The 14,988-nt window shown below is 42.4% G+C and carries 12 protein-coding genes; 3 read left to right on the top strand and 9 right to left on the bottom strand.

Annotation, left to right across the window (positions count from 1 at the left end):
* Positions 1-67: 67 nt before the first annotated feature.
* The 3 genes from QL886_RS08770 to QL886_RS08780 all read right to left on the bottom strand — a co-directional run bounded on the left by QL886_RS08770 (position 68) and on the right by QL886_RS08780 (position 5,660).
* Positions 68-2,095 (bottom strand): nucleoside-diphosphate sugar epimerase/dehydratase, encoded by a 2,028-nt coding sequence (locus QL886_RS08770; RefSeq protein ID WP_290178405.1) that lies wholly within the window; start codon positions 2,093-2,095, stop codon positions 68-70.
* 58 nt (positions 2,096-2,153) lie between these two features.
* Positions 2,154-4,415: a polysaccharide biosynthesis tyrosine autokinase gene (locus tag QL886_RS08775; RefSeq protein WP_290178406.1), complete on the bottom strand. Its 2,262-nt coding sequence runs from the start codon at positions 4,413-4,415 to the stop codon at positions 2,154-2,156.
* A 198-nt stretch (positions 4,416-4,613) separates the two neighbouring features.
* Positions 4,614-5,660: a polysaccharide biosynthesis/export family protein gene (locus QL886_RS08780; RefSeq protein WP_290178407.1), complete on the bottom strand. Its 1,047-nt coding sequence runs from the start codon at positions 5,658-5,660 to the stop codon at positions 4,614-4,616.
* A 630-nt stretch (positions 5,661-6,290) separates the two neighbouring features.
* On the opposite strand from QL886_RS08780, the gene rluB reads away from it, so the two are divergent.
* On the top strand, positions 6,291-7,217 hold the full coding sequence (gene rluB / locus QL886_RS08785; RefSeq protein WP_101206234.1) for a 23S rRNA pseudouridine(2605) synthase RluB: 927 nt from the start codon (positions 6,291-6,293) through the stop codon (positions 7,215-7,217).
* 155 nt (positions 7,218-7,372) lie between these two features.
* On the opposite strand, the gene QL886_RS08790 is transcribed toward rluB, so the two are convergent.
* The 3 genes from QL886_RS08790 to QL886_RS08800 all read right to left on the bottom strand — a co-directional run bounded on the left by QL886_RS08790 (position 7,373) and on the right by QL886_RS08800 (position 9,574).
* Complete coding sequence (locus tag QL886_RS08790) at positions 7,373-7,924, bottom strand: hypothetical protein (RefSeq protein WP_290178408.1); 552 nt, start codon at positions 7,922-7,924, stop codon at positions 7,373-7,375.
* A gap of 40 nt (positions 7,925-7,964) precedes the next feature.
* Entirely contained in the window at positions 7,965-8,651 is a 687-nt protein-coding gene (locus QL886_RS08795; protein ID WP_290178409.1) for a hypothetical protein, read from the bottom strand.
* A gap of 173 nt (positions 8,652-8,824) precedes the next feature.
* Complete coding sequence (locus QL886_RS08800) at positions 8,825-9,574, bottom strand: hypothetical protein (protein WP_228707047.1); 750 nt, start codon at positions 9,572-9,574, stop codon at positions 8,825-8,827.
* A 145-nt stretch (positions 9,575-9,719) separates the two neighbouring features.
* Between QL886_RS08800 and QL886_RS08805 the strand changes: the two genes are divergently transcribed.
* Positions 9,720-10,322 carry a LysE/ArgO family amino acid transporter gene (locus QL886_RS08805; protein ID WP_101206238.1) on the top strand — a complete coding sequence of 201 codons (603 nt, stop codon included), beginning with the start codon at positions 9,720-9,722 and terminating at the stop codon, positions 10,320-10,322.
* A gap of 148 nt (positions 10,323-10,470) precedes the next feature.
* On the opposite strand, the gene QL886_RS08810 is transcribed toward QL886_RS08805, so the two are convergent.
* The 3 genes from QL886_RS08810 to QL886_RS08820 all read right to left on the bottom strand — a co-directional run bounded on the left by QL886_RS08810 (position 10,471) and on the right by QL886_RS08820 (position 13,465).
* A complete protein-coding gene (locus QL886_RS08810) occupies positions 10,471-11,112 on the bottom strand; it encodes a MarC family protein (RefSeq protein WP_082624565.1) in 642 nt (213 codons plus the stop codon).
* A gap of 299 nt (positions 11,113-11,411) precedes the next feature.
* Positions 11,412-12,272, bottom strand: a complete 861-nt coding sequence (gene nadC, locus QL886_RS08815) for a carboxylating nicotinate-nucleotide diphosphorylase (RefSeq protein ID WP_290178410.1) — start codon at positions 12,270-12,272, stop codon at positions 11,412-11,414.
* Between the two features lie 161 nt (positions 12,273-12,433).
* Positions 12,434-13,465, bottom strand: coding sequence for a hypothetical protein (locus QL886_RS08820; RefSeq protein WP_290178411.1), 1,032 nt, complete (start codon positions 13,463-13,465; stop codon positions 12,434-12,436).
* A gap of 390 nt (positions 13,466-13,855) precedes the next feature.
* Here QL886_RS08820 and nadA point away from each other — a divergent pair, with 390 nt between their 5' ends.
* Entirely contained in the window at positions 13,856-14,965 is a 1,110-nt protein-coding gene (gene nadA, locus QL886_RS08825) for a quinolinate synthase NadA (RefSeq protein ID WP_356625962.1), read from the top strand.
* Positions 14,966-14,988 lie beyond the last annotated feature (23 nt).

Raw genomic sequence — 14,988 nt, forward strand, 5'->3', positions numbered from 1 at the left:
TCATCCAATTTTATGTTTCATATAACTTATAAAAAACTAATAATCTTGTGGTTATCCACCTACTGTATTAACTAACCTCATCCATCAACGATGATGTCAGTTTTTCGACCTCGATCCTGACATCATCGCCTTCTCGGTAGCCTTCAACGAAGGTCCTAAACTGTTCTTTCAACCATTGAGTATCGTGTTGTTTTGATCTTTCGATAAATTCGAACAAGATAGCTTCGATGTCTTCCAATGGAAAACTATGCTCCATTGCTTGCATAATGAGTGGATGAAACGTGGTCTCTATATTGTCGGCACCAATGATTAACTCTTCATAGAGTTTTTCACCTGGTCTCAATCCAGTAAACACAATTTCGATATCACCATTAGGATTGCTCGCATCTTTTAGCTCACACCCTGTCAGACGAATCATACGTTTGGCAAGATCCACGATTTTGACAGGTGCACCCATATCAAGTACAAATACTTCACCACCGAACGCCATGGCCCCTGCTTGAATAACCAAACTGGCCGCTTCCGGTATGGTCATAAAGTAGCGCGTGATGTCTGGATGAGTGATGGTAATCGGACCACCTTGTTCAATTTGTTTGGTGAATAGTGGTATCACAGATCCTGATGAACCCAAAACGTTGCCGAAACGCACCATACTAAAACATGTATGACTATTGCTTTGGCTCAGTCCTTGGCAGACAAGCTCAGCCAAGCGTTTGGAGGCTCCCATCACGTTAGTCGGTCGCACTGCTTTGTCAGTAGAGATCAGTACAAACGTGTCAACATGAGCCTTTATCGCGGCACAGGCACAATGGTAGGTGCCTTTAGTATTGTTGATTGTGCCTTCAAATGGATTGGACTCGACAATCGGTACATGTTTGTATGCTGCAGCATGATAAATCGTTTTTATATGGTATTTTTCGAATATATTGATTAATTTTTTTTCGTTACCCACGCTTCCAATGATGCTGACAATCTCAGTATTTTGATATTCAATATTACTAATGACATTACCAGCGACGTTACTAGTGACAAGGCTTCTAAGTTCCTGATCGATTGTGTACAAAGCATATTCAGACTGCTCATATAACACCAAACATGCAGGTTTATTTTTCATGATTTGTCTGCATAACTCACTACCAATAGAGCCGCCTGCCCCTGTCACGAGTACGTTTTTACCCGCAATATTTTTTTGGAGGAGCTCAGCAACTGGTTCGACAGTCTCTCTTTCAAGCACATCTAATATATCAACTGGACGTATATGGCTGACTGTTACTATCTCATCAGCAAGCTCTCGTAAGCTCGGTAAATCTTTTAATTTGACAGAAACGCCTGACAGGCTATCCATAATCTGTTTTTTACGACCACGGCTCATAGAAGGCATTGCCAAAATCACTTGCGCGACATTTAATTTTTCTATTAACCAAGGTAGCGCATGAGCGGCATATATTTTTTTACCATGTAAATAAGCCCCTATCAGCTGCGGATCATCATCAATATATGCCACTACATTATATTTATGAGAATGTCTTAAGCTCTCTAATAGCTCTCTACCAGCCGATCCTGCACCATAAATAATCACGTTATCGCAGCAACTATCTAGGCGATCTTGATTGTTTGGTTTCTGTAGTCGATTCAGCAACCCACGAATCATTAGCCGACTGTTCCATAACCAAATAAAGAATAAGAACAAAAATATGATTGGCGCTGAGCGCGGCATCACTGATACTGGATTCACATAAATGATGAACTGATAAACGATAATAAGCAACAAAAACAGCTGTAAAACTCGACCCATCGCCGCATCGAAAAACCCTCTAGAGGCGCCTCTATAAAAGCCAATCAGATATAAGCTAACAACAGGTATCAATGCATAAAAAGCCAATACCGTAAAACCAATTTGATCATCGACATAGCCCTGACGCAGTGCCAATGCCGCTACCAAGCAAAGGACAGCAACCGAAAAATCGATACCAAATAAGATATAGCATTTAGCAAAGCGTGGTAAGGCTAATAAAAACAGCGTCATACGCTTCGACCATCGATTGAGGTCACTTGGCGCTTGATAAGCATTGTTAGACTCTGTTTTTATAAACATAAGATCCACCTACTTAAGTTATGTCGCTCGTTTGCCATGGACAATGAACAGTAGCTAACTACAAATTGTGTCCATAAGCATAATGGTAGTGATAGCTATACCTGTTCAAGATACTTTGCTGTATGTCATTTAATATGATGCCATCGACTTGTACGTTTGCTTTACTCATCTGTTTGATGGCATAGACCAACTGGCCCTCTACTGAATGATCAAATTTGGTGACGATCAGTACTTTGTCTGCGTGCTGTGCCAATACCATGGCGTCTGATGCAGCTAATATAGGAGGCGCATCAATAACGATATAGTCGTACTTCGTTTTGAGCGTTGCCATCAAATGATTGAACCTCTCTCCTATCAATAACGAAGTTGGATTGCGCGACGGCCGTCCCCGCGATATAAGGTCGATATGCTCCATATCAGTCGGCTGAATAAAGCTCTCAAGGTTTAACTTAGCTATAACACTCTCTAATCGAGGCTCACTATCTGTTAGAGAGCTATCTTTATCCTGCAGTAAATAATCTGTAAGACCACTGTCTGGATTCATACCAAACATTTTGTGCAGCTCCCCTAAACGCATATCTCCATCGATAATCAGTACCTTTTTACCAAGCTGTGCAAATACTTCAGATAAATTGGCCGTAATAAAAGACTTACCGACACCTGGACTTTCTCCAGTGATTAATATGGTCTGAGCGGATTTCTCATCTGCTGTCTTCGTCGTCTTACCAAATAAAAGGTTTGTCCGTAAATTTTTAATTGCTTCATAACTCAAGCCATTGTGATCAACGTGAGCAAGCATCCGACCAGTATTTTTTTTGTTCCTACTTAGCTTAGATATCGAGGTCGAACGTGGAATCGTTGCAATGACAGGAATTCCCGTTTTAGACTCTAGATGCTCTGGGTCCTTCACGACATTTCTAATTAAGTTTCTGATTAGAACCAACATTACCCCAAGTACAGTACCTACGAGTAGCGCCAGCAGCATAATTTGGAATTTGTTTGGTGCAATGGCATCGAAGGTACTGGTCGGTCGGTCTAGAATACGGGCATAACCAACCTGACCAGCTCTAACGATTTTTAATTGTTCATAATTTTTGAGCAGTGTGAGGTAAATCTCTCTATTAATGGCTGTATCTTCCGATAACTTTAAGAACTCTCGCTGGATTTCAGGCAGTCCTGCCACGGTGCTTCCTATCGCTCCTATTCGACTGTTGAGGACTTTTAGTTGCTCATTTATCTGGATAACGAGTGGGTGCTCATTGGTATAGTAAGTCGTTAGATCGGCTCTCTTTAATTTGAGATCATTGAGCTGCTCATCGATTCGAGACTTTTCATTTAGTAACAGCTCAGCTTCTTTACCTACATCGATGGTGCCGTGTTTTTTACGAAACTCATTGAACTGAGCTTCAGAGGTGTCTAATTTTTCTTTTAATGCTGGAATCTGCGTTTCCATGAAAGCCAATGTTTTGGTCGTTTCTTCCGTACCCCGAGATTGGTTTTGATCGATATATGACTGGGCTATCTGATCAAGTGTGGTCGTGATTTGCTGTTGATTTGTGCCTGTCATCGACAGCTGAATAATATTGGTTTTATCGCCTTTTTCTTCCACAGACAATGCGCTATTCATTGCATCTGTCGTTGTCTTTAAGGTCTGCTTAGTGATGCCAATAGGATAACCGTCTGTAGGTAGCTCAGTCACCGTAATATTAATCTCACCGTTTACCCCATTGAACTGATGCGGCTGACCCAATTGTCCTTTGAAATCATCTAGTCCATTGCTTAAGACAAACCCTGTATCAGACTGTGATAGCGTAAAAGATTGGTTTAAATACGCTGGTGACACATCGAACTGATTGATTTGAACGGAACCGTTTTTTGTGCTCAAAGATACACCATCATTTGTATTCAACTGAGTGTTAATGCGGTCGTTTGTTATTTTATCGAGATAGCCAATATTAGGATCGGTCAGTTTGATGTCTAGATGTAGCATATCGACAACTGGCTCTAATATCATCCGAGACCGTATGAGCTCGGCTTCTGCCTCAGCCTTGCTCACTTCTTCTCCGACCAACTCTGAGATGTTTGCACCAAGCGCATCGACTCCTTGGGAGTTTTCTTCAATTTGGATCAGCGCATCAGACTTAAAGGTCGGATTAACATAGCGTGTATAGAAAAATCCTATTAAGAGTCCGACTGCTGCCATGAGCGCTATGACTTTCCAGCCACGCAACAAAACCAAAACCAGCGCCGTTAAGTCGATGTTGTCATTGTCGTTGTCACCCTTAGGTGTCGATAGGTCTTTTGAATCTATATTATTCATAACCATATACCCATTATTCAATGTTAATCGCTTAATAGCTTTCGCTTAGCTTCAAGACCCTAACTGCCTTTTACTGCTGTTAGATAGTTCCCTGCCTTATCGCACCTTATAAAATCTATCACTCTACTTTCTATTCTTATCTCACTTAATCTCAATATTAAAATTCAAAGCACATCCAGTATTTTCACTACCTATCATTTATAACCCTGATATCACGTTGATGGCAGAGGTTGACGGTAGTATCGCGCTAATCACACGATTCCAGCGGGCCAAGCCTGTTGGATCCACATAAAGAATGTCATTGGCTTGCATGTCAAAGCGACTGGCTAGTGCCAAGCTTGTGATGCTCTGCATGTCGACGTAATAAATATTGGTGTACTGGTACTGAGGGTTGTCGCGCACGATATATACTTTGGCTGCATTAGCCGTATTGGAATTTAGCCCATTTGACTCGCCCAATACATGCGCCAAACTTAGTCCCTGTTCTGGAATCGCCACTGGCTCAATTTTGCCAAATTCACCCAATACGTAGACCTTATTGCGGCTTTGGCTATTGACGTGGATAGAGTCACCATCCCGCAGATAGATTTGATTGGCAGACAGCCCCATTCTTTGTAGTGATTGCACTCCTAAGTGGTAGCTGTTGCCTTGACGATTTAGCACAATGTTGTTTGAATCGCCTGTCTCGGTGGTACCACCTGCCATAGAGATAGCGCCATATACCGACACTGGCACATCAGCAATAGCAAACTCGCCAGACTGCTTTACCGCACCATCTACGAAAAACTTGCTACCACGGTAATTGATGATTTTGACTTGAGGATCTGAGAATTTGAGATAGCGCTGTAGTTTGCTTTGCAACGTAGCGGTGAACTGCGGCACGCTCAGCCCACTGGCTTGAACTCTACCTATCAATGGAAACTGTATATACCCTTGTTGATCTACCGTTAAACTAGCAGTTGACGCATTAATATCCGGATAATTGGTAAGGATGATATTCAGCACATCCCCTTTCGCAATGCCGTAATTGACTCGTCCAGAGGTTTTGATCAAATGAGAGAGATCTTGAGTAACAGTAGGCGGCACTGTACGCGGTAAAGTTGCCAGACTTAAAGGCTGAATATGAAATTGAAGGCCGTTTTCTGCGGTAAAGGTGCCAGATTCAGGAAGATTTCCTGACTGAAGTCCTGAGTTGATCGTACAGCCACTAAACAACCCCATCAGAAACAAGCAAAATATGCTCATTACCAAGAAGCGTTTGTGTACAAAAATGAAATATTTATTAACCATAACAGTTACTCATATTTATATTTGTGAATCAAACCAGAAAACCTTACTACAGCATTTATATTCGTAAAAAAGAATATATTTAATAAATATACACCTAAACTATATTCAGTGCAATACATATAATCTGTCATAAAATAATTAAGTGACTATTTTGCAATTTCTTATCAAGCCCTTTATTTGCGGCTAATTGAAAATATTCATATCAACTTTCAGATTGCTGAGCGTTAAAAAAAACGGAAGTGAAAACAGCTTTGTAATAAATAAAGTTTTTATTTTTAATTTGAAAAAATTCAGCTTAATAAGGGCTTGTCTAGATTGCATTTATAATTGGAAATAACCTTTTAGTGCCGAAATAGTGTAAGTGTTTGTATCCACGTATTCATTTATACCACCAGTCACTGAGAGTCTTCGAGTCTATATTTCGTATACGACTAATAAACTTTTATTGATTAGCACTATGTTTGTTTAGGCATTAATAACCAGTAAGGTATTGGTTTACGTGCTAAATTTGTTAAAATAGCGTAGAATAGTCAATCCAATTTTTTACATTGAGAAATGTAAACCCACCGACTCAAGGATATTATGATGAAAGATGAAAAATTACAGAAAGCACTCGCCCGTATGGGACTTGGTTCACGCCGCCAAATGGAAGAAGTCATCAAATCTGGCCGCGTAACGGTTAATAACGGTCCTGCGACCATTGGTGATCGCGTCTCGCAAGGTGATGAGATTCGCGTTGATGGCCGTCAAATAAAATACACTTCTGAAAATGAGAAGCGTCGCCGTGTTATCGCTTACTACAAGCCTGAAGGCGAAGTTTGCTCGGCTAAAGATCCAGAAGGTCGCCCAACTGTCTTTGAACGTTTGCCAAAGCTAACGCATGACCGCTGGGTAATGGTTGGACGTTTGGACATTAACTCAACTGGCCTATTGTTATTTACTAATGATGGTGAAATGGCGCATCGCTTGATGCATCCATCTGGTGAAGTTACTCGTGAATATGCTGTACGTGTATTGGGTGAAGTAACGCCTGATATCGCTCGTGCATTGACCGCTGGCGTCATGCTAGAAGATGGCCTTGCTAAATTTGAAGACATCAAAGAAGGCGGCGGCGAAGGCGTCAACAAGTGGTATCACGTCCAGCTAAAAGAAGGCCGTAACCGTGAAGTACGTCGCTTATTTGAATCACAAGGTCTAAAAGTTAGTCGTCTACTACGCACACGCTATGGCACGATTGTTCTACCAAAAGAGCTACGTACTGGTCGTTTCTTAGAGCTTGATAAAAAAGAAATCAATACATTGACGGATTTGGTCAGCTTGCGTCCACGTTATGGCACGGGTCTACATGGCGCAGCCAAAGAAAAACAAGAACGTATCAGAAACAAGCCGCTTAAAGCGCGTCGCACTGACACCCGTAGCGATAACCGCAACAGCAGCGCGAAACCTAAAAGTAGTGCTAGCCCTGCTAGCCGCGGTACACGTAACACCCGTGATCGCAATGATAAGCGCTAGTTAAATTGGTTTAACATTATTCTAAGTCTTAAATAGATTTAGAATAAACATAAAAAAGCGGTCAATGATGAATAGTCATTGACCGCTTTTTTTGTGTCTCTTTATGGGCGTCACAGTTTACAGGCGTGACAGTTGCTCAGTATAGATATAGCGGCTCAGCTATCGTGACTATTAATATAGTGCTTCATGACTCGCAGCTCTTGTAGCTGTTCCTCATCCATTTGCGCCAGTAGCCTGTCCAAACGCTGTTCGATACTATCTAGAACACTCTGCAATAACTCACTAGCCTCTAACCTCTTTTCGTTATTCTCATTAGTGACATTTATATTTGTTAACTGATAATGAGTGGCTAGCATTTCGGGTAACCGTGTTTGCAACATTTTATTCAACACAAACTGTGCTTCTGTTATCGCTGGTGTCTTATTCTGGGTTTGTAGGACTGCTTGATAAGCGTGATAGCTGCTTACTTTCTCATCAATACGTTTTAAATGGCGCAATTTCTGCTCAGACAATGTTTTTAAGTGCTGTTTATTTAACGTTAGCTGCTGCAAGCTTAATGTGGCTAATGATAAGGGCGCATCGTAATCCTGATAAGTAAGTACGCCAGGTGAGATACCGACGGCTTTATGAAAAGCCTGCCAGCCTTTCCTACCTAGATAAAAGGTAGTGACGGTCGTTACAATACCGATGCCTATTAAGATAATCATATACGCTTGCTCTTTACCCTTTCACCATTCAACTTTGTATTTACAGCTTAATGTCTTTAGCACTCACATTTTCACCAATTGGGCTTTCAATCGCTTGGATATTTACATCACTGCTAGCATTATTATTGGCATTACTACTGGCATTGCTATCGGGCTTTTGAAACTCTGTATTGCTAGCAGGACTGTCAAAACGTTTTTGGAGATAGCGATTGGTCGCAAGTAGCTTTTGACCGTCTTGATGATATGACGCGTTGAGCAGGTCATCGAACTGTGTGTTAATTGTCTTAAGCACATCTAACAAGGCTTCTTTGCCAGTGACATTAGAATGTTTAATTTTGGTAGTATCAGCAAGCGCGCTATCCGTCACATCTAAATCATGCAAGCGGCGATAGTCAGCGACTGCTTGTGGCACATGCCTATCCATTAAGTTTTGAATCATAATATAAGTTTCATTAACGGTATCTTTGTCATCAATCTTGCCATCATTATTGGTATCGCCATACATGACACGCAGCTTTTCACCTTTTGTATTAATTTGATCAAGAGCGGTCTTAACGTCGACGGGTAGGCTTTTTTCAGGTATATAACCCAGTTGCGGCATCGCCTTATACTCAAGCATTTTGGGTGCTGTGACTTTTTTAATACCACGATAACCTAGATATAACCCAGCCGCTGGCAACAGCCCATACAAAACAAACATTACGAACATCGCAGTCATTTGGGTCATTATATTGTCCTTATTACTTATCAGAATGTCGTAGCTGATTTCTTATGGTTGTTATTATTAAACAAAAAAATAAGGCTCTATTAAAGCCCTATATTGTTATGCATTGGGTCGATTGTGTTTTTTGATAATACTTAACCTTTACAAGTGTTCAAAAAAACATCATCAAAGAACATTTAACTTTGCGTACGGCTCTTAACATAACGGTGTGTTGAGGCAAGGCGGTTCAAAACTGTCTGATGCAATTCATCTAACAATTCGTCAAGCTCGTAGTCAATCTCTAAGAACAAGTCTGTCAGCATATCACCGGCTGTCATCTTACCCTGTACCATATTATTTTTGGTGCGATGCGGACTAAAGCGTTGTAGCTGCTCATAATGATGTAATGCTTCAGGGATACTTTCGGATACTAGCTTGTCGATGACGAACTGACGCTCATTATGTTGCTGCTGTTGCTGTTCGTTCAGCTCACTACTCCACTCACGGTAACGCTTTAGCTTACCGTTGATACGATCTAATATCGCAACGGCTTCAATAGGCATGGCATTTAGGGTGGCCTCATCAACCACATCAACAAGCTCAGTCATAATCGGACAACGTCCATGTTTGAGATACCACAAAGTATCTGGGTCAAAAGGCGGTCTATTGGTTGGGCGCATTTGAGCACGATTACTCAGATAGCGATCGGTCAAAGGCGTGGATGATTGGCTATCACTCACTTGTGCCAACGCATCACATATGCGGTTTACACGTTCAGGCGGAGTCAGTGTAGAACGCTCATGTACTGCGTGATTGCTATCACTCTTGGCAGCAGCATCCTGTTCATGATTGACGCTCATCTCCTGAGCATTCTTTGCTGCCAATGTCGGTAGGTCATCTTGAGCTTGCCCAAATGACTGTAGCATTCTTGTCAAACTGACTACCATGACTTGCTCTGCCCCTCGTCTATTACACTCACATTGTGCGCATATTGCATACATTCATTCAATAGCGTATCTTAGCAGGTTTTTGCTGGCCTGCCAGTAAGCAAAATGTCACCATTCCTACACTCCAACCGTTAAGCACCGTATTATGAATGCTCCCGATTATATCTCTGGTTTCCTACTTGGGTTATCTCTCATCATTGCTATTGGCTCCCAAAATGCCTTTGTACTCAAACAAGGTCTCAAACGCGAGCACATATTTTTTGTTTGTTTATTTTGTGCGGTGAGCGATGCGTTTTTAATATCAGCAGGTGTTGGTGGTTTTGGTGCAGTTACGGCCCGCTATCCTCACGTTATAGATATCGCAAAAATAGCAGGCGTTATATTTTTATTAGGATATGGTTTACAGAGTTTGTATGCCAGCGTACGCGTGTCACATGCTTTGACTGTCGAAGGACAAGTCGTCACTAGCTTAAAAAAAGCCTTACTACTATGCTTTGGCTTTACCTGGTTGAACCCGCACGTCTATCTAGACACATTGGTACTCGTCGGCATGGTCTCTACAGGTGCAAGCAGTAAATTGACGTTTGCCGCAGGTGCAATTAGCGCTTCGTTCTTTTTCTTCTTTGCGCTTGGGTATGGTGCGCGATTACTCAGGCCTCTATTTGAGAAACCTAAGGCATGGAACATACTGGATGCTTTGGTAGGATTGTTAATGCTGTATCTGGCGTGGCATTTGTATCAAAGCTGATAGAAATATAACTAGGAAATGATAGATAAGCTGAGTGTTGAATAAACTGAATATCAAGTAAACAACGTATTAGATAAACCGAAACACGTTGATAACCGCTAACCGGTATATAAATATATGTGGTTAGCGGTAATATTGTATTGATCATTTACATCAAGCTAGGAAAGAGCGTACGCAGACCATTAACGATAATCTCGATAGAAACGGCGGCCAATAGCATACCCATGATTCGGCTCATGATGTTCAAGCCAGTATCGCCTAGTAAGCGACTGATTCGACCTGCCGCCATCAATGCTAAGTAGCAAAACAGACTGATAAATAAGCCAGCAATCAAGATGGCAGATACCTGCAAAATACCTGATACTTGTGAAGAGTAAATGATAACCGTAGAGATACCACCAGGCCCAATCATCATCGGAATCGCGAGGGGAACCACGGCAGCTGCCATCGAGACTGGCGCATCTTTCACATGATCAACATCGAAGTTCTCTTGATCAGGTTTAACAGGGTTACCCTCTCCATTCATCATATTTAGCGCAATTAAAAACACCAATATACCGCCTGCCAATTGGAACGAGCCGATAGAAATACCAAGTGTTTTTAGTAACGTCTCACCTGCAATCGTAAAAAAGCTGATGGTGATAAAAATGGTCAGACAGGCAACGCGCGCGACCTTACGTCGATTGTTCATCGAATAGCCGCGAGTCAAATCTAAAAATAACGTCAATGCGCTAAATGGATTGATCAATACCATAAAGGCTAGGATTATCTTGATAATTTCAGTATTCACTGAGCGCTCGCTTGTCTATTGATACCGCTTGTGCAAAAAGATAAGGTCATCGTGCGAGTGCAACGATGACCCAATAGGCAACTAAAAATAGCATTGTAGCATAGGCAGATAAGCTAATAAAATCATTAACTTTGCGCCGTTACGCCTACATGTCACCTTAGTAAAGCTTCAGTGTAAAAACAAGCATTTAATAGGTTGTCAGTACAAGCTATTAGTAATTACCGATCTATTAACTCGGTGATAGCCCTTGTCATAAAATCAAGCGTATATAACGCTATTAGCCTTTAGCACATCTGTATTTATGCACTAAAATCTAACCCAATATCTAAAGCAGTCGTACTGTGCGTCAAATAACCCATCGCGATAAAATCAACCCCTGTACTTGCCGCCGCTTGTGCCGTTTCAGGCGTAATACCACCTGAGGCTTCAGTCTTTGCGCGACCCTTACACATAGTAACCGCTTGCGACAATGTTTCAGGCGACATGTTGTCTAATAGCACTAAACTCACACCTGCATCGAGCGCTTGCTCTAATTGCTCTAGCGTATCGACTTCGACCTCAATAGGAATCAGATGCCCAGCAAATTTCTGTGCTTGCTGAATGGCCGTTTTGATGTCACCAGCAATAGCGATATGATTGTCTTTAATTAAAATCGCATCATCCAACCCCAAGCGATGATTACGTCCGCCGCCGCAGCGTACGGCGTATTTTTGTACGATACGTAAGCCTGGAATGGTCTTGCGTGTACAAGTAATTTGCGCAGGATATTGCGCCACACTATCGACTATCTGACGGGTCGCTGTCGCAATACCACTAAGATGGGTCATAAAGTTCAGTGCCGTGCGTTCTGCTGTCAATAAGTGACGCGCGTTACCTTTTACGGTCGCTAACACTGCGCCAGCCTCTACTGTTTCGCCATCCTGTACTTGTGCAATAAACTCAATTTGCGCATCGACTAAGGCAAAAGACAAACGTGCCAAATCCATACCACATATCACGCCTGCTTGCCGCGCCTTGATCTGTAGCTGCGCTTGCATATCGGCTGGGATAGTAGCTTGTGAGGTTACATCACCACGCCTACCCAAATCTTCAGTTAGTGCATTCTCAACCAATGGCTTGAGCAATACGTCATCCAATGCTGGCTCTTTTTCAATTGTCATCTTTGACCCTTATCTAGGCATGATATTGATAGAAACTGCTCGTTATTTAAACTCAAAATGAGCATAAATATAGCGTAAAGTTAACGGCCCTGCAAGGAAAGGTGAAAAATTTTTCGTTTTACTAGCCATTTCAAATACGAGATATTATTGGATAGTCATCGTTATTTGCGCTTAGGAAGTTTACTATCCATCAATAAACTCTGTAATTCGATATCATGGCGGAAGCGATATAGCTTGGCAGGACGACCGCGCTGAGCAGTGCTACTCTCTCCTGTCTCCATTACTAGATTTTGCGAATCAAGCAATCGACGAAAATTTTGCTTGTGCAAGCGCACTCCTGATAGTGCTTCAACACTCTGCTGCAACTGCGATAAGGTAAAGACGTCTGGCATCAGCCCAAAAATAAGCGGTCTATATTCAATTTTCGCGCGCAGTCTTGAGATAGCAGTAGCGATCACGCGACGGTGATCGTAATACATGGGTACACCTATGCGTTGTGACCAGTCCTCTGGCAAGGCAACAGCTTGATAATTGGGCGGATAATTAGGGGCTTCGGGTATCAGACCTGCTTCATAAAGCATTTCATAGCGTAGCAATACATGCTCTGCGATCCATTCTCTGCTTTCATTATCCTGCTCGCTAACTGATTGGCTGTCTGGCAGTTGACCACTTGCTAAAAACGCTTCACTGAGTCCCCAACACAAGCCAATACGCTGACGTCGGCGCTGTTGGACGATTGAATTGTTGGTAGTATTGGCCCATTCAAGTAGCGCAGGCACGATAAAGTCCATAATAATACTGGGCATACCGTCCAGATGATTTTCCCACGGGAAATAATCATACCAATCTCGCCAGAGTGCTTTGCTTTGGAGTGCCTGCGTTTGCGTCTCTTGCACCAAACCTAAATAACTCACATACACCAACGCATGGCCATCAATATTACGTCTATTGGTATCGACAAAGGTATACAACTGCTCCAAATATCCGAGCGGTTGCTGCGTTTGCTCTTCTACCCATTGACGTACGCCCGCTTGTAGCGAGCGATGTAGTGGCATAAGTGGCCCATTTGGCAACAGCTTGCCTTGGTCAACAGTTAGAACGCGCGCGATATGATCAGTGATAGCGACCAATACGGCGACCACTTCTGTCGTGCCGCTACCTTGCTGGTGCGCATGTGAATAAGACAACGTCATGGCTTTGGGAATTATCCTTTTTTTCTGAAATGTAAAAGGCTATTAGGGTTAATAGCTATGGTATGACTTAGTATAGCTTGAATCTAAAACTATCATAGTCTGTGGTTGTAAGTATGAAAAATCAATGGCGATAAATAGTCATAAGGGGCATGAATTAGCACCATTTTTAAGTCTAATATGACTTAATTGCACATCACTTTTAGCACTGAAACCCAATCTTTTGACTTATTAAGTATAAAAAACCACTTGTAATTATGCTCAAAATGAGCATAATTAAGATAACTTATAAATTTGTTATGTCCAATTACCTATTTTTTAGCACACACATTTATCGTTATCGCACCAACAAAGGCTGCCATTATGAAAAAATATCCTTACGACGCACCTATCATGAGTACGGACAATCGCATCGCCACTCAGATGAATATTGAATATGCTAAGGCTAAAATGCCAGCAGACTTGCCTCGCGCTGAACGCATCGTGGTCGAAGAAAATATCAAGAAGCTACTGAAAGAGAAGAATGCCGTACTGGTAGCACACTACTATGTCGACCCTTTTATCCAAGACTTGGCATTGGCAACCGGTGGCTGCGTCGGTGACTCACTTGAAATGGCTCGGTTTGGACAAGCTCATAGTGCTCAAACATTGGTGGTCGCTGGTGTGCGCTTCATGGGTGAATCAGCAAAAATATTGAGCATGGAAAAGACTGTACTCATGCCAGATTTAGAAGCCGAATGTTCGCTTGATTTGGGCTGTCCTGCTGATGAGTTTTCAGCATTTTGTGATGCCCATCCTGAGCGTACTGTGGTCGTCTATGCCAATACCAGTGCCGCGGTAAAAGCGAGAGCTGATTGGGTAGTGACCTCATCTGTCGGTATCGACATCGTCCGTCATCTGCATGCCCAAGGTGAGCCGATTATTTGGGGCCCTGACCGTCATTTGGGCAAATACATCGCTCGTGAGACTGGCGCAGATATGCTGTTGTGGCAAGGGTCTTGCCTCGTGCATAACGAATTTAAAGCCACTGAACTAATGCAATTAAAAGAGGAACACCCAGAGGCCAAAGTCTTGGTACATCCTGAGTCTCCTGATAGCGTGGTGGCACTCGCTGATGTGGTCGGCTCGACTAGCAAGCTTTTGCAATCAACGTATGAGATGGATGCTGATACCTTTATCGTTGCTACTGATTTGGGCATATTGCACGAGATGCAAAAACGCTCACCAAACAAGCGATTCTTGGCCGCACCAACTGCTGGTGAGAGTGCAAGCTGTAAAAGCTGTGCGTTTTGTCCTTGGATGGCAATGAACGGTTTAAAAGGGATTGAACAGTGCTTAACCAATCAAAGCGGTGAAGTGCTAATGACACCTGAGCTAGCAGTAGCAGCTAAGAAACCATTACAACGGATGCTCGATTTTGCTGAAGTACAAAAGCAACGCGTGGCCGCTAGTGGCGACATTGTAAAAGACCGTACACTGTTTGCTAACGTTGGGGCAGCCTAGCATGAGTCAGTCGCATTCAGTTG

The organism is Psychrobacter sp. APC 3281 (assembly GCF_030407815.1).
Classification (GTDB): domain Bacteria; phylum Pseudomonadota; class Gammaproteobacteria; order Pseudomonadales; family Moraxellaceae; genus Psychrobacter.